The organism is Streptomyces sp. NPDC054883, assembly GCF_053610645.1.
Genome location: NZ_JBSGYT010000036.1, coordinates 32,841 through 56,581, shown reverse-complemented (window position 1 = coordinate 56,581; position 23,741 = coordinate 32,841). Strand labels below are relative to the sequence as shown.

General features: G+C 70.4%; 25 protein-coding genes. 13 read left to right on the top strand and 12 right to left on the bottom strand.

What is annotated here, in order from left to right:
* Nucleotides 1–7 precede the first annotated feature (7 nt).
* Both ACWGH1_RS24390 and ACWGH1_RS24385 read left to right on the top strand, forming a co-directional pair.
* Nucleotides 8–865 carry an alpha/beta fold hydrolase gene (locus ACWGH1_RS24390; protein ID WP_453354900.1) on the top strand — a complete coding sequence of 286 codons (858 nt, stop codon included), beginning with the start codon at nt 8–10 and terminating at the stop codon, nt 863–865.
* Between the two features lie 18 nt (nt 866–883).
* Entirely contained in the window at nt 884–1,132 is a 249-nt protein-coding gene (locus ACWGH1_RS24385; RefSeq protein ID WP_453354901.1) for an FAD-dependent oxidoreductase, read from the top strand.
* 282 nt (nt 1,133–1,414) lie between these two features.
* Here the strand turns inward: ACWGH1_RS24385 and ACWGH1_RS24380 are convergent, their stop codons facing one another.
* Entirely contained in the window at nt 1,415–1,741 is a 327-nt protein-coding gene (locus ACWGH1_RS24380) for a putative quinol monooxygenase (protein WP_453354902.1), read from the bottom strand.
* Nucleotides 1,742–1,743: 2 nt separating this feature from the next.
* Nucleotides 1,744–2,145, bottom strand: coding sequence for a VOC family protein (locus ACWGH1_RS24375; protein WP_453354903.1), 402 nt, complete (start codon nt 2,143–2,145; stop codon nt 1,744–1,746).
* A 62-nt stretch (nt 2,146–2,207) separates the two neighbouring features.
* On the opposite strand from ACWGH1_RS24375, the gene ACWGH1_RS24370 reads away from it, so the two are divergent.
* Entirely contained in the window at nt 2,208–3,185 is a 978-nt protein-coding gene (locus tag ACWGH1_RS24370; protein ID WP_453354904.1) for a helix-turn-helix transcriptional regulator, read from the top strand.
* An 11-nt stretch (nt 3,186–3,196) separates the two neighbouring features.
* Here the strand turns inward: ACWGH1_RS24370 and ACWGH1_RS24365 are convergent, their stop codons facing one another.
* From ACWGH1_RS24365 to ACWGH1_RS24355, 3 genes are all read right to left on the bottom strand, one after another.
* Complete coding sequence (locus ACWGH1_RS24365) at nt 3,197–3,982, bottom strand: PIG-L deacetylase family protein (RefSeq protein WP_453354905.1); 786 nt, start codon at nt 3,980–3,982, stop codon at nt 3,197–3,199.
* 146 nt (nt 3,983–4,128) lie between these two features.
* Nucleotides 4,129–4,401 (bottom strand): hypothetical protein, encoded by a 273-nt coding sequence (locus tag ACWGH1_RS24360; protein WP_453354608.1) that lies wholly within the window; start codon nt 4,399–4,401, stop codon nt 4,129–4,131.
* Between the two features lie 155 nt (nt 4,402–4,556).
* On the bottom strand, nt 4,557–5,153 hold the full coding sequence (locus ACWGH1_RS24355) for a Tat pathway signal protein (protein ID WP_453354609.1): 597 nt from the start codon (nt 5,151–5,153) through the stop codon (nt 4,557–4,559).
* Nucleotides 5,154–5,313: 160 nt separating this feature from the next.
* On the opposite strand from ACWGH1_RS24355, the gene ACWGH1_RS24350 reads away from it, so the two are divergent.
* Nucleotides 5,314–6,465 (top strand): hypothetical protein, encoded by a 1,152-nt coding sequence (locus ACWGH1_RS24350; RefSeq protein WP_453408995.1) that lies wholly within the window; start codon nt 5,314–5,316, stop codon nt 6,463–6,465.
* Nucleotides 6,466–6,527: 62 nt separating this feature from the next.
* On the opposite strand, the gene ACWGH1_RS24345 is transcribed toward ACWGH1_RS24350, so the two are convergent.
* On the bottom strand, nt 6,528–7,379 hold the full coding sequence (locus tag ACWGH1_RS24345) for a GNAT family N-acetyltransferase (protein ID WP_453354611.1): 852 nt from the start codon (nt 7,377–7,379) through the stop codon (nt 6,528–6,530).
* A gap of 74 nt (nt 7,380–7,453) precedes the next feature.
* Between ACWGH1_RS24345 and ACWGH1_RS24340 the strand changes: the two genes are divergently transcribed.
* The 6 genes from ACWGH1_RS24340 to ACWGH1_RS24315 all read left to right on the top strand — a co-directional run bounded on the left by ACWGH1_RS24340 (nt 7,454) and on the right by ACWGH1_RS24315 (nt 12,047).
* Nucleotides 7,454–7,801, top strand: a complete 348-nt coding sequence (locus tag ACWGH1_RS24340; protein ID WP_453354612.1) for a GntR family transcriptional regulator — start codon at nt 7,454–7,456, stop codon at nt 7,799–7,801.
* Nucleotides 7,798–8,796 carry a DUF1648 domain-containing protein gene (locus ACWGH1_RS24335; protein ID WP_453354613.1) on the top strand — a complete coding sequence of 333 codons (999 nt, stop codon included), beginning with the start codon at nt 7,798–7,800 and terminating at the stop codon, nt 8,794–8,796. Before ACWGH1_RS24340 ends, ACWGH1_RS24335 begins: the two co-directional genes overlap by 4 nt.
* 212 nt (nt 8,797–9,008) lie before the next feature.
* The gene (locus tag ACWGH1_RS24330; protein WP_453354614.1) at nt 9,009–9,680 is read left to right on the top strand and encodes a sporulation delaying protein family toxin; all 672 of its coding nucleotides are present in this window, start codon (nt 9,009–9,011) and stop codon (nt 9,678–9,680) included.
* Nucleotides 9,681–9,762: 82 nt separating this feature from the next.
* Nucleotides 9,763–10,362 carry an SdpA family antimicrobial peptide system protein gene (locus ACWGH1_RS24325; RefSeq protein WP_453354615.1) on the top strand — a complete coding sequence of 200 codons (600 nt, stop codon included), beginning with the start codon at nt 9,763–9,765 and terminating at the stop codon, nt 10,360–10,362.
* The gene (locus ACWGH1_RS24320; protein ID WP_453354616.1) at nt 10,362–11,300 is read left to right on the top strand and encodes a sporulation-delaying protein SdpB family protein; all 939 of its coding nucleotides are present in this window, start codon (nt 10,362–10,364) and stop codon (nt 11,298–11,300) included. Before ACWGH1_RS24325 ends, ACWGH1_RS24320 begins: the two co-directional genes overlap by 1 nt.
* 441 nt (nt 11,301–11,741) lie before the next feature.
* A complete protein-coding gene (locus ACWGH1_RS24315; RefSeq protein ID WP_453354617.1) occupies nt 11,742–12,047 on the top strand; it encodes a hypothetical protein in 306 nt (101 codons plus the stop codon).
* 84 nt (nt 12,048–12,131) lie between these two features.
* On the opposite strand, the gene ACWGH1_RS24310 is transcribed toward ACWGH1_RS24315, so the two are convergent.
* The gene (locus tag ACWGH1_RS24310) at nt 12,132–12,548 is read right to left on the bottom strand and encodes a hypothetical protein (RefSeq protein WP_453351578.1); all 417 of its coding nucleotides are present in this window, start codon (nt 12,546–12,548) and stop codon (nt 12,132–12,134) included.
* A 51-nt stretch (nt 12,549–12,599) separates the two neighbouring features.
* On the bottom strand, nt 12,600–13,304 hold the full coding sequence (locus ACWGH1_RS24305; RefSeq protein ID WP_453351577.1) for a hypothetical protein: 705 nt from the start codon (nt 13,302–13,304) through the stop codon (nt 12,600–12,602).
* A 1,866-nt stretch (nt 13,305–15,170) separates the two neighbouring features.
* On the opposite strand from ACWGH1_RS24305, the gene ACWGH1_RS24300 reads away from it, so the two are divergent.
* From ACWGH1_RS24300 to ACWGH1_RS24290, 3 genes are all read left to right on the top strand, one after another.
* Entirely contained in the window at nt 15,171–16,196 is a 1,026-nt protein-coding gene (locus ACWGH1_RS24300; protein ID WP_453351579.1) for a bifunctional DNA primase/polymerase, read from the top strand.
* Nucleotides 16,193–17,752, top strand: coding sequence for a DNA primase family protein (locus ACWGH1_RS24295; protein ID WP_453351576.1), 1,560 nt, complete (start codon nt 16,193–16,195; stop codon nt 17,750–17,752). The genes ACWGH1_RS24300 and ACWGH1_RS24295 overlap by 4 nt, the downstream gene beginning before the upstream one ends.
* A gap of 216 nt (nt 17,753–17,968) precedes the next feature.
* Nucleotides 17,969–18,346 carry a DUF6009 family protein gene (locus ACWGH1_RS24290; protein ID WP_190187537.1) on the top strand — a complete coding sequence of 126 codons (378 nt, stop codon included), beginning with the start codon at nt 17,969–17,971 and terminating at the stop codon, nt 18,344–18,346.
* Between the two features lie 168 nt (nt 18,347–18,514).
* Here ACWGH1_RS24290 and tpg read toward each other — a convergent pair whose 3' ends face one another.
* The 4 genes from tpg to ACWGH1_RS24270 all read right to left on the bottom strand — a co-directional run bounded on the left by tpg (nt 18,515) and on the right by ACWGH1_RS24270 (nt 23,644).
* Nucleotides 18,515–19,075 (bottom strand): telomere-protecting terminal protein Tpg, encoded by a 561-nt coding sequence (tpg, locus tag ACWGH1_RS24285; RefSeq protein WP_453351575.1) that lies wholly within the window; start codon nt 19,073–19,075, stop codon nt 18,515–18,517.
* Nucleotides 19,076–19,081: 6 nt separating this feature from the next.
* The gene (gene tap, locus ACWGH1_RS24280) at nt 19,082–21,271 is read right to left on the bottom strand and encodes a telomere-associated protein Tap (RefSeq protein WP_453351574.1); all 2,190 of its coding nucleotides are present in this window, start codon (nt 21,269–21,271) and stop codon (nt 19,082–19,084) included.
* 124 nt (nt 21,272–21,395) lie between these two features.
* Nucleotides 21,396–22,364 (bottom strand): ParB/RepB/Spo0J family partition protein, encoded by a 969-nt coding sequence (locus ACWGH1_RS24275; RefSeq protein ID WP_453351573.1) that lies wholly within the window; start codon nt 22,362–22,364, stop codon nt 21,396–21,398.
* Nucleotides 22,361–23,644 (bottom strand): ParA family protein, encoded by a 1,284-nt coding sequence (locus tag ACWGH1_RS24270; RefSeq protein ID WP_453351572.1) that lies wholly within the window; start codon nt 23,642–23,644, stop codon nt 22,361–22,363. Before ACWGH1_RS24270 ends, ACWGH1_RS24275 begins: the two co-directional genes overlap by 4 nt.
* Nucleotides 23,645–23,741 lie beyond the last annotated feature (97 nt).

Below are 23,741 nucleotides of genomic sequence, written 5' to 3'. Positions count from 1 at the left end.
TGGGCTCATGACTGCTTCTGACTGCGGACCGCAGGTGAATGACGGCGCCGAGGCCACCGGGAGTGCGATCCTGGCGCTGGACGACGGCGACATCCACGTCTGCCAGGACGGCCCCCGTGACGCCCCCGCGCTCCTGCTCATCCACGGCTCAGCGTCCTCGACCCGCTCGTGGGACCCGCTCGTGCCACTGCTGACCAGGTATCACCGCGTCATCCGGATCGACCTGCTCGGGCACGGCCGGTCGGCCAAACCGGCCGACGGCAGCTACGCGATCCCGGACCAGGCACGCCGGGCCGGCGTGGCACTGGACCGGCTCGGCGTCGAGCACGCCGTGATCGTCGGTCACTCCAGTGGCGGCGTGGCCGCCACCGCCGTCGCCGAACAGCGACCCGACCTGGTGACCGCGCTCGCGCTCGTCAACACCGGGCCGAGCCTGGACGCCTTCATCGCACCGCGGTCCGGGGCGACCGGACTCTCGCAGTGGCCGCCGACCGACGCGCAGATCCGCCGGTTCGCGAGCACCGCTTTCAGCCGACCGGGCTACCGGATCCCGGCAGAGCTGCTGGACGACGTGCGCTGTATGACCCTCCACTCGCTCACCGCAACGATGCAGGCCACCCGCGACTTCCTTGAGCAGCAGGCGCTCCCGGCCCGCCTGGCGCCCCTCGGCAAGCCGCTACTGGTGATCTTCGGCGCGGACGACCGCAGGTGGCGCTCGTCATCCGCCGCTGACTACCTCGCCGTGCCGGGCGCGAAGGTGGAACTGCTGCCCGGTCTCGGCCACTCCCCCATTCTCGAGGATCCGCCGCGCACCGCCACGCCCCTGTTGGCCTTCACCACGATCCACGCCGTACGGGCGGGCTGAATGACGAAGAGGGGTGCCATGCGCATTCCCGTCTCCGGCGCCGGCATTTCCGGTCCGGTGCCGGCGTACTGGCTCGCCCGGCACGGCTTGCGTGTCACCGTCGTCGAGCGCGCGTCGACCGCGCGCAAGACCGGCGGGCACGCGGTCGACCTGTTCCGGCCCGCGATGAACATCTCGGAGAAGATGGGCGTACTCCCGTGCGTCGAGGAACCGGCGCGCGACAACGCTCACCGCCGGGCTGCAGCCCGCGATCGGCAGCGCGGGTAGGCGGTGGTGAGCCGGAGTTGTCGACGGCTGCGACGCCCGCACCGGCCGGGCAGCGGCCCACCATCGGCGTCCGGGCCAGCTCGGAGCAGGTCACCAGCGCCGGCGCGTCCGGGCGCGGATCGGCCGGGTCCTTGCCGATGCCGTAGGGGTTGGCATGGACGAGGGCCAGGCCCCGGACGCCCGGGACCTCTTGGATCCCGGTGAGCAGCCGCGCCGAGCAGCGGTCATCCTCGCTCGCGACCGCACCTCCGAGCAGGCCGTTCCTGCGGCCCGCGGCGTGTGTCAGAGCGGGCCGGCGGCAGGGGGGAGGCCGACTCCGCCCAGGACCTTGAGGTCCCTGCGGTGTGGTGGGGACGACAGCAGCGCGAGGACGGCCGCGGGGTCGGGAGCGCCGGCGGTCGCCGGAGCGGTGAGAGCCGCCCGGGCACTGGCGTCGTCCCGCCAGACCTCGGTGACGTGCACCGTGTCCGGGTCGGCGGCGTCCTGGCTGATCAGGTAGATCTCACAGCCGGGGAATCCGCGCAGCCGCGCCGCCACTCCCAGCAGGACGTCGGCGAGTTCGCCGCCTCTGCCGGTGTGCGCCGTCATGGTCATCAGTCTGCCGATCATGCTCAGACCAGGGTGGTGATGCAGAACGGGTGGCCGGCGGGGTCCAGCAGGACCCGCCACCGGTCGGGTTGCGGCTGGACGGCGGGTTCGACTGCCCCGAGGGCGAGCAGCCGGGCCTGGGCGACCTCCAAGTCGTCGACGCCGAGTTCGATGTGCGCCTGCTTCTCCTGGGAAGGGTCCGGCCAGCTGGGACGTCGGTAGTCGGCCAGCCGGTTGAACCCCAGCCCGGCCGAGCCCTCCCGGCCGAGCAGGACGAAGTCGTCGGTGGAGTAGGCGACGGGCAGGCCGAGGGCGTCGCCGTAGAAGCGGGCCAGTTCGGCGGGGTCCGGGCAGTCGAAAGTGACGGCCGCGTAGCGGATCGCGGGTGCGGACGTGTCCGCGGTGCTCACAGGTGCGGTGCTCATGGGAGAGACGCTATGACGGGACCAGGACAGGTCCGGTCCTGGTCATGCGGGACACTGCGGAGGTGATCAGCACATCCGCCCGCCTGCTGCGACTGGTCTCACTGCTGTCCGCGCGGCCGTCGTGGACCTGCGGCGAGCTGGCCGACAAGATGGCGGTCACCCAGCGCACGGTACGGCGTGACGTCGCAAGGCTCCGAGAACTCGGCTACGGAGTCGAGTCCGACCCCGGCCCGTGGGGCGGCTACCGCCTGCGTGCCGGAGCCCGGGTGCCGCCGTTGGTCCTCGATGACGAAGAGGCACTCGCGGTGGCCGTCGGGCTGCGCGAGGCCGCGCTCAGCGGCGTTCTCGGCGGCGATCAGGCGGCGCTGTCGGCCCTGTTGAAGCTGCGCCAGGTGCTGCCGCGCCGGATCGCGGACCGGCTGGGTGAGATGGACGCCGCCTTCGTTCAGACCACCAGGCCCGACGAGCCGCAGATCCCGCCCGGCATGCTGCTGGAACTGGCCTCCGCATGCCGCCGGGGCGAGCGCAGCCGCCTGTCGTACCGCGATCGGGAGGGGAAGGCCACGGTCCGGGACGTCGACCCGTACCGCCTGGTGCACACGGGACGCCGTTGGTACTTCGTCGCCCGGGACGTGACGCGGGACGAGTGGCGTACTTTCCGCGCCGACAGGGTGGGCCGGATACAGCCGACCGGGCGCCCGGCGGAACTCAGCGGTGCACCCGACCCGGCTCTGCTCGTATCCCGCTCCATCGCGACCGGTGCCTACCCGCTCTACGTGACGGTCCGCCTCCTCCTGCCCTTGGAGCAGGTGCTCCGGCTGATCCCGCCGACGGTCGGTACTCACCGGCCGGAAGGCCCCGACGCCACGGTCGTGGAGATCGGCGGCCCGGACGCGGACGGGCTCGCCAAGTACCTCCTCAGCCTGGCCACACCACTGCGGGTCCTGTCGCCGGACGCCGTACGGGCTGCTCTGCTGCGCCGTACCCGGGAACTGTTCGAGGACAACGACTGTTCCGGGAACACCCCCGGACGCAGCTGAGCGCGGACTGGTCACTCCTCGGCGGTCAGCTGTTCGGTGCGCAGGGCCGAGGGTCGGGTGTCGAGGCGGGTGAAGTGCTCGGTGGCGATGATCCGGTCCCGGGTGTTGGCCGGCAGGCGGGAGAGGATGCCGGGCAGGGAGCGCTCGCGCGCCGCTTCGCTCCGGTGTGCGCTGATGGCGGCCCACTTCTGCTCCAGCCACGGCGTTACGTCGACCGTCGCGTTGACGTGCTCGTCCGGCACGCTCAGGGCCCTCTTACCGACCCGGGCCATGAGCGGGCCCAGCTCCCCCACCCCCGAGTGCGGGTGCGTTGCCAGGTAGAGGGCGACCGGCCGCCAGGGCGCTCCGGCGTCCGAACAGAGGTGTTCGAGCCCGGCGGCGTGCACTGCGAGCATGGTCAGTTGGTGCGTGCGGACGTGGTCCGGGTGGCCCGTCAACTGGCCGTATCCGTCGTGAGTGACGACGATCTGCGGGCGGAGCGCGCGCATGTGTCGCACGAGCAGTTCGACAACCTCATCGAGCGGCGCGTCGCACAGCCGCGGCCGTCCGGGCGCCGACTCGGGGATGCGTGCGTCGGCGAATCCGAGCATCCGCGGGGCCCCGGCCCCGAGGACGGCGAGGGCGTCGGCGAGTTCGGCGGCGCGATGGCTGTCCGGGGCCCAGGTGGCGGTGACGACGGCCGTACGCGCGCCGGTGGCGGCGTGCTGGGCGAGCACGCCGCCGGCGAGAAGGGATTCGTCGTCGGGGTGGGCGAACACCGCGAGGAGGGACGGCCTTGAAGGGCGGGGCGCGGTCACGGCGGCGGACCTTTCCGTAGGGCAGCGACAAGCCTGCGTACAGGCCTGAGTCAGTGGCCGACAGCGGGCCGGTGGGCCATGGCGTGCTGAGGGCGCCCCTCGCCGCCCGCGCAGGGGCGGGCGGCGAGGGGCCGGGGCGGTACACCTCAGGGGTGTATCTGTTCGATGAGGCGGATGTTGCACGAGGCGAGGCCCTTGCCGTTCTTCGGCAGCACCCAGAAGGAGCCGTCGGCATCCCGTCCCACCAGGCGTGGGACGCCTGCCAGCGAGTCGGGCACGTAGCTCTTGGCCACCTTGTACAGCTCGGCGAGGGCCTCCTCCCGGGACTTGTTCCCCGGCACGGGCCTGATGACCCTGGTCTGCCGAAGCAGCACTTCCTTGTCGGCCGTCTCGTCGGCGATGATCAACCATGTGGACATCGGCTCGTCTCCTTCTGACTGCTGCCTGCGGCTCGCGCATCGTGAGCCGGGTCGTTCGCACGTGGTACGGGGCCGGGCGGGACACTCCGCACGCGTGCCGTAGGGGGAGGGTGGGGGCCGGCGGCCCGCACCCTCGGGGCCGATGAGCGGGCCGGTCAGTACGGGCGGGCGTGCTCCCAGCCGGGGGCGTCGTTCAGCACGCGGTAGAAGTAGTACTTGGGAGCGATCTTCTGGCCGTCGGGCAGGTGCTTGCCGCTCAGCGCCGGGCTGTACTTGCGGAAGATCGCGATGGCCTTGGTGAGGCAGTTGTTGTAGAGCACCTGGTAGCCGTTGTCCTTCATGTTCCGATAGGTGCGCTGCGCCGCCGGGAGGTCGCCGCCGGCGGTGTTGACGCAGCGGTAGGACTCGTAACTCCGAAGGCTGATCGCTTTCTTGCCAGCGGTCTCACCGCGCAGCTGCTTCCAGGTCCCGCTCTGGGACCAGCTGCCGTTGTCGTGGCCCGGCAGGGTGGCGGTGTCGCCCTCGGCGTTGTCGGTCGAACCCCAGACCCAGCGGCCGGCGTTCTTCGGATCCCGGACCGCCCAGGCGACGTGCCCTGCCCCGTGGGCGCCCTGCTCGTCCAGGAAGAAACAGACCCGGCCGGCCGGTGCGGCCTCGGCCTGGGAGGGCAGCGCGACGGGCAGGGCGGTCGCCAGTGCGGCGGCTGCCAGAACGGCCAGGGTGGTGCGCTTGGGCATGCTCTTCTCGGCCATGACGGCCCCTTTCTCGGTCTGCAAGCCGCTGGTCCAGCGGTACGGTCGACGACCGTCGGAAAGCACGCTCCCCGGCCCGGTCGAGCGGGGCCACAGGCACGGGGCCGGTGAAACTTGCAGTGCAATATGCACCGCGCTGACCTGCGGTTTCAGTGTTGTAGTGCAGAAAGCAAAGGGGCAGGGAGTGGTGGGACAGCCGAGTCCGGTGTTCGAGGAGCTGGTCGCGGGGCTCGCCGACGCCCTCGACGCCTGGTCTCACACGGTCAGAGATGTGCTCGACGGTCGCCCGCAGAAGGTGCTCGCCAACGGACTGGACGCCAACCAGGGGAACGTTTCCAGGTGGCTGAGCGGGCGGGCCCAGATCTGGAAGGGGCAGGCGGCCCTGCCCGGCGTAGGGCTGACGCGGGACGTCGTGCGGGTCCTCCGGCCGCACGGCCCGGATGCCGACCTCCTGCTGCGGCTGGCCAACCGGGTGGACGAACTGCAGAAACAGCTGATGGAGCACAAGGGCTGGCGGAAGAGGGCCGCTGAACACCTGCAGAGCAGTCCCGATGCCGTGGCGCCGGCCGACGGCGCCGTGTCGAGGGCCGCGTCGACAGCTGTTTCCACGGGCGTGCCCCTGGTCGTGTTGGCGGACCCGCCCGGCACCCCTCTCCGGAACCCGCCGAGATGGTCATGGCGTGACCGGCCGAGGTGGGTCAAGGCTTCCTTGGGCGGCTCCCTTGCTGTGGTCGTCGCCGCCACGGCGGTCATCGCGACCGTGGCGGTGGGCAGGCCGAGCGGCGAGGGGAAGGCGGGAGACGGTCCTGAAGGTCCCGGCCCCCGGTCGTCGGCGTCAGCCCGGGTGAGCTCCGCCGTAGGAGGGGGGCCGGGGGCAGTCGCATCGGAGGCGCCGGGCTTGGAGAGGGGGATCCTCGGGGAGGACAGCCGGTGCAGCGCTCCCTTCCCGGGACCGGGCGCGGTGGTCTGGAGGGTGTGCGCACGCGTCGAAGCGGAGCGGGTCTCCTTCGCCCTCAAGGTCACCAATCACGGGGACAGGGCGGCGGCGGTGAAAGTCCGTCTGCAGTACGCACGAGCCGAGGTGTTCCACCCGTGCCCGAAGGCGCCGGCCACCCAGGTGCTCAGCGTCCCCGCCGGGGAGAGCGTCATCACGGATCCCGCGCAGTGCGCCGGGACGAGGGAAGACCGCCCGTTCGCCTATCAGGGGGTGGGATGGGTGCTCGCCGAGGACGCCACCGACGGCTCGTACCGGCTGTCCCCGACCGCACACGTGTATCCCACCCGGGTCATCTGGCAGCCGGACCTGGTGTGACGGTGACCGGGAGGAGCGGTGCGGCAGCTGGGGGGTGTCGGTGGATCAGGGTCGGATAGCTCCTAGAGGTCGATCGAGCGGTGCTCGTCCAGCACGGCGAAGCCGGTGCTGTCGTACAGGTTCATCGCGATCTCGTTGCCGCCGAAGACGTTGAACATCATCGCCTCGTCGCCGCCCTGGCGGGTGGCCCACTCGCCGACGCTCATCGCGGCCCGGCCGTAGCCCTTGCCGCGGTGCTCCTCGTGCACCTCCAGTGAGAAGCCGAAGGTCACGCCCGGCAGGAAGCCGTGGTTCAGCCAGCCCGTGCCGACCACGTGGCCGTCGGCCTCCATCGCGTAGAAGGCGTGCCCCGGGGTCAGGTAGCCCTGGGGGAGGTGGCGGGCGAAGTCCTGGTCGGACTTCGCCTTGGCCTGCTCCGGGGTCAGCGCTCCGGCCCGGACGATGTCCGCGATGTACGCGGCTTCCTCACCGGCGTACCAGTCCCGGTACTCCGCCTCGGTCAGCCGGCGTACCGTCAGGCCCGCTGGCAGCTCGGGATGCTCGGCGGCGGCACGCATCCGGTTCTGGCCCCGTACGGGGTAGCCGGCGAACGCTCCCGGTCCGCCGGTGAGCCGGACCGCCACCCGCTGTGCGCCGTGTCCGGCGCACCAGCGCTCGGCCCACTCGCGCCCCCGCGCCGCCGTGAGGTCGTGGATCCGGCCCACGGTCGCGCCGTTGTCCTCCGTCACCCCGACCGCGATCCACCCGGTGCCGTCCGTGGCCACCGTCCAGCCGTCGATACCCTCCGCCGCCCGTTCCAGCAGGGCCCGGGCCAGCGGTTCCGAGCACCCCGCGGCCCGGTACCCGGCGAGCACCCGCTCCTCGAACCCGCCCCGCCACTCGGTCTGGTCGGCGACGATCCGTATCCCGTTCATCCGCCCAACTTAGAGGTTCCCTGATCCCGGGCACCGGGATCCATGAAAGGAATGGTGCTATCTTAATTAGCACCATGCTGCTGAGACTGGACACCACGGACAGCCGCCCGCTCCACGAGCAGGTGGCGGGGGCGATTCGGCGCGCCATTGCCGAAGGTGAGTGCGCACCCGGCGAGCGACTCCCGCCGGCTCGCGAGCTCTCCCAAGCGCTGGGCGTGAACGCCAACACGGTCCTGCGGGGCTTGCGCGCCCTACGGGACGAAGGAGTGTTGGAGTTTCGGCGCGGTCGCGGTGTCACCGTCGCCGAGGGCGCTGATCAGCGGGCGGAACTGCTTGGCAGAGCAAGCCAGTTGGTGGCCGATGCGGCACGTCTGGGGTACAGCAGGAACGATCTCATTGACCTGATCAGGGGGCTGTCGTGACCGTCCGTACGAACTCGAAGCGAAGGCTTGGCGACCGTTGGGGCGCCGGGATCTGGGCAGTAGGCGTACTTGCCGCGCTGGCCGCTCTCCCACCCGCCGCGAGCAGTCGGCTGCCGGAGCGCCTCGCCACCCACTGGGGCAGCGAGTCCCCGGACGGCTCACTGCCCATTTGGGCGGCGGCTCTGTTTCCCGCGCTGCTGTGGGCGGCCTTGGTGACCTCGCTCGCGTTTGCGGGCCGACGAGGCGGCGCGCCCGTGCGGGCCTGGGCCGGTGCCGTACTGCTGTCGGGTGGAATTTTCCTGGCCGGCGTTCAAGCCGCCATCGTGCGCGCCAATCTGGACCGGCCCGACTGGCGAGACGCCGGGCCGGTGGGAGCCGGGGTCGCGATCACAGCCGCAACCGCGGTGGCCGCAGGCGTGCTCGGCTGGCTGGCCGGGCGGCGTGGGGCGCACAGTGTCCCGGCCAGTCGGGCCGAGGCCGGCAAGGCGATGGAGATCCCCGCGGGGGAACGCTTCGTCTGGCTTTCCCGCACCGCCAACCCGTGGCTCCACCTGACCGCCGCCATCACAGGCCTGGTGGCCGCGGCCGGCGTCCTCGCGGCCGCCTGCGGTCTGATCGGCGTCCAGTGGACGCTGATCGCGCCGTTCGCGATCGCCTCCCTCCTGGTGCTCTTCTGCTCCTCCGTGCAGGCGCACGTGACGGACTCCGGCCTGGAGGTGGCCTTCGGGCCGCTCGGCTGGCCGCGACGACACTGGCCGGTGCGGGACATCGCCTCGGCCCGGATGGAGGTTCGCACTCCCGCACAAGTGGGCGGCTGGGGCTACCGGCTCAGCGGGCTGGGCACGACCGTCATGCTCCGTGCGGGCGAATGCCTCGTCATCCGCCCCCGCAAGGGGGTTGAGTTCGCAGTGAGCGTCGACGACGCCGAACGGGGTGCCGCTCTGCTCAACACCCTTTCCCAGCGCCATGCGGATCGCACGATCAAGCCAAGCTGACCGAAACAATCCGCCAAGCAACCTGCCCGGCACTAGCCGCGAGATCATCGGAATATTCAGTTCCGAACCGAGCCGACTGTGAGTGCCGTCATATCCGTTCGACAGCTGATCATTTCTTGTGCGAATATCCCTGAGGCAAGTTCGCGTATCGGGGGATCGGGCGAACACTGACCATGCCGACCCCTGCGCGCACCCAAACGAGGGGAAGAAAGATGAACGTCAAGCAGCGCGGGATCCTGCTGGTGGCCGGCCTGACCGCGACCGCCCTTTGCGTGGCCGCAGCACCGTCGGCAATCGCGGACTCCGGACCGAAGTCCGCGGTGACCGCAGCAGCGAGCCCGTCCGTATCGGCGAAGGCCGACGGCGAGAAGGTCTTCCGCGGCCTGTTCTTCGGGCAGGGCCAGGTCGGCACCAGGCTTTCGCAGCTCGACCTGTTCGCGGAGGCGCGCCAGCACCTCGACAACGATGACCTCGAAGAGGTGCGGGCTTCGAACGCCGTGATCGACCTGATCAACAAGCGTTCTCCCGGATTCTTCGCGGAGCTCAGCACGCAGACCCGCAGCGGGGACCCCCGCAAGGTCGAGAAGGCCGTGACGGACGCGCAGAACATGCTCCTGTCCGTGGCGCAGAAGGACGACAAGGCCACACCGGTGGAGAACGGCCAGCTCTGCGGCGTCACTGTCGCGGTCGGTGCTGCGGTCGTCCACATCGCGGCCGTCGTGACGGCGGCCGGCGCCGTGGTGACGGTCACCGTCGCGGTGGGTGCCAACTTCGTCAAGGGCAAGAACTGGTTCTGGAGCCCGCAGCCCACCACCGGTGACGGCACCCCGCTGTCGAAGGACGAGGCCGTCGCCCAGGTGACGAAGGCCCTGAAGGCCGCGTAAGCGGTACAGGGGGGCGGAGAGGCTGCAGACTCTCCGCCCCCGGTGCTGCGTTCCCGTCCCAGCGGCAGAAAATCCTCACCACATGAACAGCAGAACCCGAACGGCCTGCGCTGCCTTCACCCGCAGCGGATCAGGCACCGTATCCGTTCCCTTGAGATCGATCGTGCTCGTGTGCGCGGCCTGGATGGTGGTCGCCCTCTATGTAGTGCAGGAACAAGTCCCGAAAAACGTTCTCACTTTGCCTGCGCAAAATGATGTGAAACACACGGTTGCCAATATCGCTCCCCAGGGATGGGCTTTCTTCACGAAGTCGCCACGCGACCCTGAGGTCGTACCGTACGGGAAAACCTTCGATGGCTGGCGCGCACTTTCCCTGACTCCTCACGCTGCACCACACAACGCCTTTGGACTCGATCGGGAATCGCGTGCACAGGGCGTGGAGATTTCCATGCTTCTCGCAGCTGCCCAGAAGTCCGACTGGCGGGATTGCACCGACACCGGCGAAACCTGCCTGGCGAACGCGGCAGCACCTGCTCGCCGGGTGGAGAACACTTCCCCGCATCCGACTCTGTGCGGAACTGTCGGCCTCTTGCAGGAGCGCCCCACGCCCTATGCCTGGCGCGACCTCGTACCTGAGTCCCACTCCACTGAACGCGTCATGGTGTTGGAGGTGACGTGCTGATGCGCCGCCGCACCATCACCCTGCCGTGGGCTGCCGGCTACGGCCTGGCCCGCACACTCCTCGCCGTCGGCACCCTTGGCACTCTTGCCTTCAGCGACAGTGCGACCCTCTTCCGGGAAGTCGCCACTGTCGGCCAGTACCCGCTGTGCCGGGGCGTCACCGCAGCAGGGGCCTTCTGCATGGTGTCCCCCGGCCACTTCGAAACCGTGCGCTGGATGTGCTGCGCCGTCCTGGTCCTCGCCGCCAGCGGCTGGCGCCCCAGATTCACTGCCCTCCCACACGCCTACGTCGCCTTCAGCGTGTTCACCGGCATCTCCATCCCGGACGGTGGCGACCAGGTCACCTGGATACTCACACTGCTTCTCGTCTTCGTCGCCGTCGGCGATCCCCGTCGCTGGCACTGGCAGCCCCAGCCGTCCGAAACCCCGCGAGGCGCCACCCTGGCCCTACTCGGAGTCAGCGCGATCACTCTGGCCCGCATTCAGATGTCCGTCATCTACTTCCAGTCGTGTGTGGCCAAACTCCCCCACGCGGAATGGGCCGACGGCAGCGCTCTGTACTACTGGATCAACAACTACGCCTTCGGCGCGCCCGACTGGCTCCACCCCGCCCTCGACCTCGTGGTGGACAACCCACTGGGCGTCGCCGCACTGACCTGGGGCCCGCTCGTACTGGAGATCACTCTCGCCGCCGCGCTGCTCATGCCACAGAGGGTGCGGTGGGCGCTCCTGCCCGCCGGCGTGCTCTTCCACCTCGGAATCGCGATCATCATGGGCCTGTGGAGCTTCGCCTTCGCCATGTGGGCCGGGCTGCTGCTGCTCCTCGCCCCCTACGGGCATGACCCCCGGCTCACCCGCTCGTGGCGTCGGCGGCCCCAACCCGCCGAGCCGGAACCCATCGCGGACGAGACCCCCGCCGAAGAACCCGTCCGCGCCTGACAGCGGTTCGGCTGCCCGTGTGGACCGACCAGTGGACGGACCATCCTGAATGAGTTCCCACACCCTCAAATTCCTCAGCGTCGCCCTCGCCTCGGCCAGCGCGATCCTGGGCCGGGACTCCGTCCTCGGCAGCCGGCGTTCCCTGGTCGGTCAGTTACGAGACCGCTACGGCCGACGGCAGCCGATGGCTGGAGAAAGGGGGCGGCACCTTCACTTCCACCCTCTCCGTCCAAGGCGAGCTGCGGAACACCGGTTCCGGGTGCTCCTCCTCGGTCGGTCAGCGCACCGTCAGACGCGGCGGCTCGGGCTACGCGGCCCCGTCACGCATCCGGTTCTGCCTCCGTAGGGAGCGCCCGGTGCTGTTCGTGGCCATCGTCCGAAATGCCGTTCATTCGCCACCCTGGGCCGGGGCACCGACAGGGCCGGATCTCCGGACGCATCATGCTGCTGGGGCTGGACACCACGGACGGCCGCCCGCTCCACTGGCAGGCAGGAGGCGATTCGGCGCGCCATCGCATTGGCCCAGGCCTGCTCGGCTGGCCGGCAGTGCGGCGTGGGACGCACAGCGTGCCGGAGGGCCGGGCCGAAAACGGCAAGGAGATGGAGATCCCCGCGGGTGAACGCTTCGTCTGGCTTTCCCGCACCGCCAAGCCGGCTGCCGTGCACGCAGGTGATACCCGCACGGGTGGGGACACGGTGGTGTGTGCGGTCGATGACCACTGTGCCGTGGGGGCCGGCGCCGGTTAGACTCGGGGCACCATCTGTTACTCAGGCGCGGAAGGCCCCCCACTTCGTGGGGGGCCTTCCGTCTTGTGCGGGGATCGTCCCGGTTCAGGCGACCTGGAGCTTCGGCCGGCCCGTGGGGGCGGGCGGGGCCTGGTGGTAGGCGGGCAGCTTGAGGTTGGGCAGGTCGCCCGCCTGGATCCGGGCCAGGGACGCGCGGAACGCCGCTTCCATCGCCTCCGGGCTCTCGTACTTCGCCGCGAGCGGGTGCAGGCGGTACGAGTTGCCGTTGCGCTCCTCACTGCGCGGCCGCAGGACGATGTTCAGGTCGCACAGCGGCGCCATCAGCCCGCTGACGGCCTGGGGGGTGACTCCGTACTCGGCCGCCATGTCCTTCTGGCGTACGGGCAGGGTTCCCCCGAAGTCGCTGCGGGAGACGAGGTACTGCAGGAACTTGACGGCGGAGCCCGACAGCGGCAGGGCCCAGATGCGCTCCGCGACGATCGGAGACATGACGTTAGCCATGGGATGGCCTTCCTCGTGAAAGGTCGCCCGTGCGCGGGCCTGACATCACTATCACCCGGTACGCCTTCTCTTGGGAGCGGGTACCTGGACACCGAAGTCGAGATCCAGCTGTTCCTGGTGTGCTCCTTCGGGTCCGACCGCGTACGGGAAGGACTCGGGGTCGTTGCCGTGCTTCTCGGCGATCTCCGCGAGGACCTCCTGCTGAGCGGTGCTGTTGCCCTGGAACCACAGGCGCACGTTGATCTGGATCCGGCCGTTGCCGGCCTTCTCGACCCAGTTGTAGCCGCAGAGGGCCTGGACGGCACGGTTGACCGTGGAACGCGTGATCATCTTGCCGCCCTTCTGGGCGGCGATCTTGTTCAGCCCGTCCGTGATCTCCTGCTGCGTGTACTGGGTGATGCCGGTGCCCGGCACCTGGCCACCCGCCACGAAGAGGAACACGCACAGCTGGGACTTGGTGATGCTGTTCGCGACCGCGAGCTGGGCCAGGAGCTGGGTGAACCAGTTGCTGGCCAGGCTGTAGCCGGCGCCTCCGGCCATGTCGTGGACGGACTTGGGGTCCGCCGCGTACTCGAGGTGGACTCCTTTGAGACGGCGACGTCCGGTGGGATCGGCGGCGTTGGCCACCTGCTCCCCCAGCTGCTGGCCGAGGACGGCCAGGATGTCCCCGTACTCGGCGTCGCTTCCCGTGGCGGTGGGAACGGGGACAGGCCCGGGCCCGCGCTGTCGACGACGGGCGGGCGGATCAGATGTCACAGGACCTCCTTGTTACTCAGGCGGTCCGAGACTATCCAAAAAATCAACGGGTGCTTGTCTTTTGCCGCGTCGGCGCGCCGAAACCCAACCACGGGACGCGCCACTGCGGGGTATGCGCCAAAAGTACGCGGTACGTGTAGTTATCTCGCCTCCAAGCCCCGGAAGTCCACGGCTGCTTGAGTTCGGTTGTCGCGTAGCGGCACATCTTGTTCGAACGGCCCGGCCCCGGGACGGGCGTTGCGGGTTCCTGGGCGTCTCTCTGACCTGCGGCGATCCGAAGCGTGGCGGCCCTGCGGAAAAGTACACGGCTGCTTGAGTTTCTCGCCAAATGTGCTCGCCGGGTACACATTTCGCGGAGCCGAATGTGTCCTGGGGGACACATCACCTCGGAAGAAGCACCAGGTCAGAGGGGTGTGCGGGCGCCGCTCTCTTACTACAAGAGCAACCGGCCGCCGCCTGTTTCCCGCGCACCGTTCTGAGGGTTCGTCACTCCCGGGGGCCCTCGGCCGTCCACCCGTCCCGGGCAGAACGGGGCTCGGCCACCACTCCCCCGTCGATGCATCAGCCGGCGCACCTCGACCCACCACTCGCTCGCGTCTGCGCACCGGCGGGAGGCTCCCGGCCCGGCCGGGGCTCTGAGCAACCCGACGGGTGTCTCAGGCCCCCGCGCCCACTGAGGGCGCCCAGCGCCCGAGGGGTGCACCGCCGACCGTCAGGGAGGCGGGGCAGGGCGTGGGGGTGAGCGGGTCCAGGGCGCCCTAGCGCCTGGCGAGGGGGTCTGGGGGGCGAGCAGCCCCCCATGCCAAGGCCGGTCCAGCGCGGCCAGGCGCTGGCGGGGTCCAGGGGCTGGCCCCTGGGATGCACGGTCCGCAGTCGGCGCGGGACAAGAACCCCTACCGGGAAGGGTCCGGCTTCGGTGCGCACGTCCTGCCGGGGCCTGGGGCGGCCTGCGGGGCGCTGCGGCTCCCCGGGGCCGGGCCGGTCGGATTGGGGGGCTCCAGGGGCTTCCAAGGGCCTCCGCGGGGCTCGGACTTCGCGTGGGTGGCTGACCGGAGTGGAGGGGTGGTGGGCGGAGGCCCCCTCCCTCGGTACCCGCTCCCCCCGGACAAGGTACTGAACGCCGGTGCGCACCCTTCGGTCCCTGTCCCTTCAGTCACTGCATAAACCTGCAGGTCAGGGGCCCTCCCCCCGGTGGACAGGGACCGAAGGGACTGAAATTGCCAGTTATGAGCCACACATGCTTCCAGAGGCTTTTACATACGCCCGCGCATACACGCACACACATGAGAAGTGGAAGAGTCACTTCTGAGTCCCTTCAGTCCCTGTTCACCCTTCTTCACCCCTTTGACCTGCGGTTTTCCTCAGGGACTGAACAGGGAGGGACCGAAGCGGAGTCGGGGCGCTTTCAGACCCTGGAGCGGGGTCCGGCCGCGGCGGGGCCCGCAGGCGGCGGTGACGTACTGGACCGGGGCAGGGCCGGGCTGGGGACCCACTCGAGTTCGCCTCGGGACAGAGCGCACCCATGAGTCAGGTTTCGGCCAGAAGCGGCGACACGCCCGGGCGTCGGTAGGTGGCAGAAGAGGAGCTTTCCCGGAGGAACTGGTCCATATCTTCACGTAGTGAGGGACCGAAGGGACTGAACTGGCGATACAGCAGCTATATGAACCCGAGACGCCACGACCTCTGAGGTAACCTCCGGAATAGTGAATCTTCAGTCCCTCTGGTCCCTGAGCTGCAGGTGGAAGCCACTCAAGGAAGCAGCACAGGGTCGGGAGCAGCCGTCCCTCACACCGCGTCAAGGAAGAGCCAGTGCCCGTGCGTTACGAAAGCCCGCCACACGAGGTGCATGGCGGGACCGCACTGGACGTGGCCACGTGGATGGCTCTGCGCGGCTACCCTGTGCACCCCCTCGCGCCAGGGACCAAGACGCCTGCTCCGAACTGCCCCGACTGCCGGGAGGGCCAGCACCCGCCGCACGCGTGCCCCTGCCACTCCAGGGGCCGCTGGTGCCACGGCTTCCACGCGGCCACCACGGACGTCGAAACGCTGCGGCAGTGGTGGCGGACCGAGCCGGGATTCGGCATCGGCGTCGCCTGCGGTCCGGCCGGGCTGGTGGTCATCGACGTCGACGCCCACGCGGTGCCGCTGCCCGACCGGCAGCGGCTGCTGCCCGGCATCCCCGTCGACGAGCGCGTCGACCTGACCGGACTCAGCAATGGCTTCGACACCTTGGCGCTCCTGGCCGCGTACAGGTCCGTACCCGACCCGTGTCAGGACACCTCGACCCTGCGCGTCCGCACGCCTTCGGGGGGCATGCACATCTGGTACCGGACGCCCCCGAACGGCCCGCGCTTGCGGTGCTCCAGCGGCTCCAGCTCCAAGGTCGCGCTCGCCTGGCAGGTCGATGTCCGCGCGGTGGGCGGTTACATCGTCGCGCCCACCACCCGCACGGCCGCCGGTACGTACGAGCCGCTGCGCGGTGCGCGGCTGCCCGCCGTCCTGCCGATGTGGCTCACCGCCGAACTCGTGCGCACCGGGCACGGGGTGGACGCCCCCGCCCCCGCCGAGCGCCCCGCGCCACGGCCGAAGGCCCGGGGTACCCGCGGTCCACGGCAGGCCGGTCGGCGGGTGCTGGGCCCGCTCCTCGAAGAGGTGCGCTCCTGCGGCGCCAGTCCCGCGGGAACGGCCTTCAGCGAGAAGCTGAACCGGGCCGCCTTCACCGCCGGAGGACTAGCGGCCGCAGGCCACCTCACCGAGGCGGAAGCACGGCAACTGCTCCTCGAAGCGGCAGACCAAGCCCGACCCCACCAGTCACGCCGAAACGTCCTCATCGTCGACACAGGGTTGCGCGCCGGCAGTGATCGGCCGATCCACCCCAGGGAGCGCCCATGAGCAGCGCCGGAAGCACGGGGTTCAACGCCCAGGCGGCGGCGGAACAGCTCGCCGCGTTCGCGACGGACGGCACGGCTGCGGACACCACGGCTCAGGGCCGGCGCCTGCCCGCACAGCAGAGCGGGACTCCCCTGGCCGCCGGGACGGCGGACTTCATCCAGGCGGGGCTGCTGCACAACCTGACCGACCGCGGCAACGCCAAACTGTTCGCCTACCTCCACCACGACCGGTTCCGGCACGTCGAGGGACTGGGCTGGTACGTGTGGGACGAGTACCGGTGGAAGCGCACCGGCGGGGAGAAGGCGGCGATCTGGGCCGCCGGCGACATGGCGGAGGACCTCCCCGCCCACGACCCGCGCGGGGTCTTCACCGACCGGGAGCTGGCCCAGCACCGCAAGCGCACCATGTCCACCTCGGGCGTCAAGGCCATGCTCACCCAGGCCAAGGCGTCGCCCGAACTGGCGCTGGACCCCGACACCCTGGACGGCGACAAGTACGCGCTGTGCACCCCCGCCGGCGTGGTGGACCTGCGTACCGGCGATCTGCACAAGCCCAATCCCACCCGCGACCTGCACTCGCGCGCCACCCACCTGGCGCCCGAGGCCATGCCGACCCCCAGGTTCCACACGTTCCTCAAGCAGACCTTCGGCGATGACGACAAGGGCAAGGAGATGATCCACTTCCTTCATCTCCTGCTCGGCTACTCCATCACCGGCGACGTCGGCGGCCAGGTGCTCCCCTTCCTCTACGGCGTCGGCGCCAACGGCAAATCGGCCCTGCTCGATGTCGTCATCAAGATCCTCGGCGACTACGCGGACGTGGCGCCGCCCGGGTTCCTGATGGAGCGCGGCAAGTTCAACGAGCACTCCACCGAGCTGACCGAACTGCACGGCAGGCGCCTGTTCGTCTGCAGTGAGCTCAAGCCGCACGACAAGTTCGACGAGGCCCGGGTGAAGCTCCTCACCGGCGGCGACCGGCTCAAAGCGCGCCGTATGCGGCAGGACTTCTTCAGCTTCGAGCCGACCCACAAGCTCTGGCTCCTGGGCAACCACCGCCCGGAGGTGGGCACCGGCGGCCACGCGTTCTGGCGCCGCATCCGGCTCATCCCCTTCGAGAAGGTCGTCCCCGACCACCGGAAGATCGACAACCTGGCGGAGGCGCTCGTACAGGAAGAGGGTCCCGGCATCCTCCATTGGATGATCCAGGGAGCCAAGGCCTACCTCGCCGACAAACCGCCCCTGACGGGGCCCAGCGTCGTGCGCACCGCCACCCAGGCCTACGCGACGACCGAGGACCACATCGGGCGTTTCCTCGCGGAGTGCTGCACCACCGGCGCGGAGCTGCCCGATCCCCGTGACCTCAAGGTCGAACAGGGAGCCCTCTACCGCGCCTACAGTGCCTGGTGCCTTGATGGTGAGGGTCTGAGGCCGGCCACCACGCGCGCGTTCGCCACGCGCATCCGTGCCGAGGTGGGCGTCGCCTCGCCCAATGAGATGCTCCGTTCGAACGGGCAGAAGTTCTATCCGGGGTTGGCCCTTCTGGCCGACGAAGAGTAGGTCCCACGTGACGCGAACAGTGCAACTACGGCGTGACTGGCCGATGCGTGCTGCGGTCCTGGAGCGGGCACACCTACGATGGACAAGGATGATGAACAGATCCACCAGCCGGCGGGAGCCCACGGGGCTCCGTCCCATACCGGCACCGGCGTCGTTCGCGGCGCGGAGAAACCAGGGGCCCCGCAGGGCCGACGTGCACGAGGAAGGGTCCAGGCCATGAGCTCGCTACTGACAGCAAGCGATCTCGCCCACGAGGTCAAAGTGGTGTGGCTGGAGGATCCCGAAGAACTCGACTACGTACGGCAGGCCCTGGACAAGACGCCGCGCCGTCGGGGTAAGCCGCGCTACCACCGTGACGGGCGCATGATCGGTTTCACCGAACTCGGCGACACCGCGGAAGCGGACCCGGACAGCGGCCTGCAGAAGCGACGCGTCTTCTACCTCCTGCCGCACGACCGGGACGCCCAGCCCGAGGGCCTTTACCGGGAGGGCGCGCCGGGCGAGGCCGTCGACCCGCGCACCATCCAGCCGAGGCAGGTCGGCAGGAAGACCGAACGCTCGCAGCGAGGGCTTTCCGCTCCCACCGTCGCCTGACCGGATCCCTGCGGGCACCGATGGGAACCGCACCGTTGTTCGTCCGGCGTACGCGTGCCCGCACGGTGGAGTGGCACGGAGGGGTGTGGCTGAAAGTCGCCGCACCCCTAATGGCGAATTCCAGTCCCTCCAGTCCCTCCAGTCACTCTTCGGTCCCTTTGCGGCACCTCAGAAGGCGACGTCGACGTAGTCGATGTCGGTGAACTCGACCAGGAGACTGGTGGCGCGGGTGCCGTTGTCCTTGAAGTAGACCTCCTGGAGGCCCTCCGCCGCGATGGCGCGGAGCTGGGCTTCGGTGGCGCCCGCCTCCTGGGCCGCGAACAGGCGGCTCGCGTACTCGGGGGGAAGGTGCTGGGTGATGCGCCGCATACGGCCGTCGTCGGTGGTGCCGGGGGCCGCGGTGAAGCCGAAGCGGGCACGGGTTTCGATGACGAGTCCGGTGGTGCGGGCGGCGCGGTCGCGGGCGCGCTTGCGGACCACGGGCTGCCAGCGTCGGCGTACCTCATCGGCCAGGCGGGTGGCCAGGGCCGGTTTGGGGCTCTTGATCTGGTTCTTGACGTAGCGCTCGACGGTGCGCTGGGAGATGCCGAGCAGGCGGGCCGCGTCCCGGGTGGACTTGAGCTGCTTGACCAGGAAGCGCATCTGGGCGCCCGCGGACTTGGGGATCGGGCGGGTGAAGTTCTGTGCGTCGGCGCGGACGAGGCTGTCGTCGATGTCGGAGGGGGGCATGGTTTCTTACTCTCCGTCGGCCGCTGCGTCGTGGCCCTTGATGTGGCGTGCGGGATTGAGCTGTGAGTCGAGCATCTCGACGGCCCAGAGGAGGGGCTGGGTGCCCTCGTGCTTGACCATGCCCGGGCTGACCCCGAGACGGAAGCCGCCGGGGACGGGCTTGCCTTCGGGGGTGCGGGGGAGGAAGTCGAGCGGGCTGGGACCGGGGGAGAGGTACACGGCGCAGTCGGAGAGGACCGCGATGGGGTACTCCCCGGCGGCGGTGGCGAGCTTGTGCATCTTGCGGTGCATGTTGACGCGGGCCGTGGCGATGACGGCGGCGCGGATGTCGGGCCGCCAGGTGGGGCGTTCGAGGGCCGGCCAGGGTTCGCCGGGGCGGTAGCCGGCGCCTTGGGGGCGTTCGCGGAGTTTGCCGATGCCGCCCTTGACGGTGGATTTGATCGCCGAGAGGACGGAGGTGGCGATCGGATCGTGCTGCTTGTACGTCTCCATGGCCGTCAGGAACTCGGCCTCCGGGAGGGCGGGGGTGATGCCCAGGTCAGCCATCGTGGCCATGTAGGCGTCGCGGAGGCGGGTGTACCAGGCGTCGAGGTAGGAGCCGCTCTCGGGGCGGATCCAGGCCTCGGTGGGGTGCACGGGGTGGCCGAGTTCCCGGGCGTAGGCGAGGGTCGGGGTCGCGTACCAGGCCGGGCCGGTGGGGGGCCGGCCGTGGGGGGTGAAGGGGCTGGGGAGGCGGGGGTCGTGGGGGAGGGAGGAGAGGTCCGCCAGCCAGCAGCCGGGGGTCTTCGGGTCGAAGCGGGGCGCGGTGGTGTGGGTCGCTGGGCCGAGGCCCACGGTGAGGCGGTTGGCGGCCGCGGCGAAGGCCATGTTCACGTCGATGCCGACGGCATGGGTGCGGGTGCACTCGTCGTCGGTGAGGAGCTGGGGGTCGCGGATCCAGTCGTACGCCTCTTCGTCCAGGACCTGTTCCGAGGTGCGCTGGTGGGCCCGGGGGTAGAGGGCGGCGACGACGGGGTGCTCGTCCGGGGCCTCCGGGGGCGCCGGGTCGACGGGACGGGTGAGGGAGCCGGGGACGGGGGCGGACTCCCAGGCGTTGGTGACGGGGTTGCGGGCGGCGCGGGTGGGCGGGCGCAGGGCCGTCATGAGTTCGAGGCCGGTGACCGCCGTGGAGCCGCGGGGGGTGAGGACGCGGGCGGCGTAGGTGGTGAGCAGCTCGGCGAGTTCGGGGGCCGGGAGGTCGGCGGTGTCCTCGCCCCAGGCGCGGGGGTCGAGGGCGCCCCAGGGGAGGATCGCGAGCTGGACGCACTGACGGCCGGTGGTGGGGGTGGCGGGGCGGTAGACGCGGGCCCAGGGGCCGAAGCCGCGGCGGGTGAGCTGCCACTTGTGCTTCGCGAGGAGCTTGAGGACGGGGTGGTGGTCGGGCAGGCGCAGGGCGCGGCGGTCTTCGAGGGCGAGGGGGAGGCCGAGGGCCTCGGTGGCGGCGGCGGTGAGGACGAGGAGGGGGTCGCCGTCCTTGCCGTTGCGGTGGAGGCGGGGGGAGCGGAGGTTGGCGTCGGGGCCGAGGGCCCAGGTGATGAGGGCCGGCAGGTCGGTGGTGGGGTGGCTGAGGACCTGGCCGCCGGCGGTGTGGGCATGGCCGTCGCCGTCGAGGACGGCGAGGGGGCCGTTGCCTGCCAGCGCGGCCGGGGGCGGTGCCGCGTTAACGGCGTTAACGGCGTTAACGGTGCCGCGGGAGTTGAGGGGGGAGCGGGGCTTCGGGCCTCGGGCGGTGGGGGCGGGAGCGTTAACGGCGTTAACGCCCTCGGGGTGGGGGGGCCGTGGCGCGGCGGAGGTGCCCGCTTCGTGGCGGGCCTGATGCTCCGGGGCCGGGGCCGGGGTGACGGGCTCGGTGGCCGGGGGCGGTGTCGCGTTAACGGCGTTAACGCCGTTAACGGGGTGGAGGGCGGAGAGGCCTTCGAGGAGGCGGGCGTAGGCCGCACGCTTCGGGGGGCGGGGCGCGGTGCGGCCGGTTTCCCAGGAGGTGACCGTTTCGCGGCGGACGAAGAGGGCCTTGGCGATCTGGTCCTGGCTCAGTCCGGCGGCTTCGCGCAGGCGCTTGCGCTCGTCGGGGTGCGGCAGGGCGTCCTGCGCGGCTGCCTCTTCGAGCAGGGCGTCGACCGCTGCGAAGAGCGTGGTCTGTTCAGGCTCGTTGCTCATGGCTCTCGTCGGTCTCTGGTCGGTGTCTCGTTCTCGGGGTAAGGCTATGCGAAGCGCACCTCTAAACGCACATGAAACGCACGTGGGGCGTTAACGGCGTTAACGCCCCATCGGAAGTGGTGCCTCAGATGCGGGTGAGCAGGAGCTCGGTGACGGCCTTGAGGTCTTCTGGGGTGAGGTGGGCGGTGAGGGCGTCCGCGATGGTTTCCGGGGAGTCCGTGGAGATGGTGATGCGCGGTGAGGCGGCGGGGAGCGGGGGAGGGGTGAACGCGGTGGGTGCCGGGGGTGCCGGGGGTGCGGTGGGTGCCTTGAGTGGCGGTGGGGGGGAGAGCGGGGTGTTAACGGCGTTAACGGCGTTGACGCGGGTGCGCTGGCGAGGGGGGTTAACGGCGTTGATGGTCTCGTCGGCTGCTGCCGCCTGGGCCTCCTGGGGGAGCCGGCCGATGCGGCGGGCCGGTTCCACCTTGAGCTCTCCCGTATCGACCTTTTCCTGGAGGGTGGGCGTCAGGTTGAGGAGGGCCAGGCGCTGGGAGACCCAGGCCGCCGTCTTGCCGAGCCGCTTCGCGACCTGGGCCTGGGAGCCGTGTACGTCGACCAGTTCCTGGAGCGCACGGGCCTGGTCCATCGGGGCGACGTCGACGCGGTGGACGTTCGCGATCAGGGCTGATTCGAGGATGTCGGCGGCGGACGCGGAGAGCGCGTCGTTGACGTGGATGTGCATCGTCTTGAGACCGGCCAGCTGGGCGGCCGCGAGGCGCCGGTTGCCGTCGATGACGACGTAAGGAGCGCGGCCCAAGCCGTCGGTCTGGCCCGGGTGGGCCTCCATGAAGGCCATGCGGGTGGCGACCGCGAGGGGCTGGAGCTGGCCCCGGGAGATGAGGGACTGGGCGAGCTCGTCGAGTTCGGTCAGGTCCTCGCGGAGGTTGAAGGGGTTGTGGGCGAGGGCCTCGATGGGCACCTCGGAGGGCGGGACGATGCCGGAGGTGGGGGCGCCGGTGGCCTCGGCGATCGCGGCGCGGCGGGAGCTGACGCCGACCGGCTGGGCCCGGGCGAAGGAGGCTGAGACTCCGAGTTTGTCGGCCTTGCTGCTCATGAGATCTCCCGGGCGAGGGCGCGTAGGGCTACGGCTTGGTCGCCCTTGGGTGCGTAGACGAAGAGGGGCTGCTTCACGCGGACGGCTTCGCGCTGTTCCTTGAGGTCGGGGACGATCGCCACGACCCGCGGATCCTTTATGTCCATCCACGCCTGGAGGGAGGAAGTGGCGATGTAGCCGCGGCGGCCGTCGTAGAGGTTCACGACGAGACCGAGGTAGTCGATGTCGAGGCTGAGGTCGTCGCGCAGATCGTTGATCTGGGAGGTGAGCAGGTCGTAGGCGTCGGCGGACGAGTCCTCGGCCTGTACGACGATCAGCGCGCCGGAGGCGCCCGGCTGTTCGGTGTCGCGGCGGCGGCCGTAGTAGATGGCCGCGTCCATGCTGAGCCCGAGGCTCGGGGGGCAGTCGATGAGGATGACGTCGTACTCGGACTCGACGGGGGCGAGGGCGCGTTCGAGGGCGGCTTCGCGGGCCCGGACGGTGGAGAGGCGGACGTCGAGGAGGAACGCGTCCGTGCAGGCGGGGAGGAGGTGCAGGCGGTCGCCGAAGCGGTCGTCGGGGATGGGGACGATCAGGTCGCCGAGGGGGCCCTTGGCTTCGCCGGCCATGTGGCAGGTGAGGCTGTCGCCGCCGATGGGGAGGGGCTGCTGGCCGAGCTGCTTGGTGAGGTGGCCCTGGGGGTCGAAGTCGACGAGCAGGACGCGCATGCCGAGGCCGGGGAGGTCTTCCAGGTCGACGGGGGGTGTCGTCGTACTCGGCGCCGTCTCGGGGTGGCCGGCGGCCCCGTCCGGGTCCTCGGGGGAGGGGGCGAGGCGTGCCAGTTGGCGGGCGACGCGGACCGGGTGGAGGGTCGAGGGGTCCTCGGCGAGGGCCTCGGCGGTGCCGGCGGTGATGGCGGTCTTGCCGACGCCGCCCTTCTGGTTGCACACGACGATGCGGCGTACGACGGAGGGCCGCTTGACGGTGGGGGCGGGGTTCATCTCAAGCCAGAGGTGGACGGCTTGGGCGAGACCCTGGATGAGGGAGACGCCGCGGTCTTTGGAGTCGGCGCGGAAGGACTCCCACTGGCCGACGGGCAGCCAGGTGGAGAAGGACTCGGCACCGGAGGTGTCGACGGGGGAGGGGGCGGAGGCGAGGGCGCTCCAGTGGGCGATGCCGTGGTGGACCGCGTCCTGGATGTCGACGCGCAGTTGGGCGGTGCGGACCTTCAATTCCTGGCGGAGCCACGGGGGGAGCTTGGAGACGACCTTCTCTCGGTCGCTCTGGGAGGGTGAAGTCATGGGAGGGACTTTACTAACGTTCCGGGGTGGATGTGAGCGCCACGCTTGGGTTTTGCTAACGAAGTGACGTCAGCTGCCCGGGGGGGCGGGGCGTTAA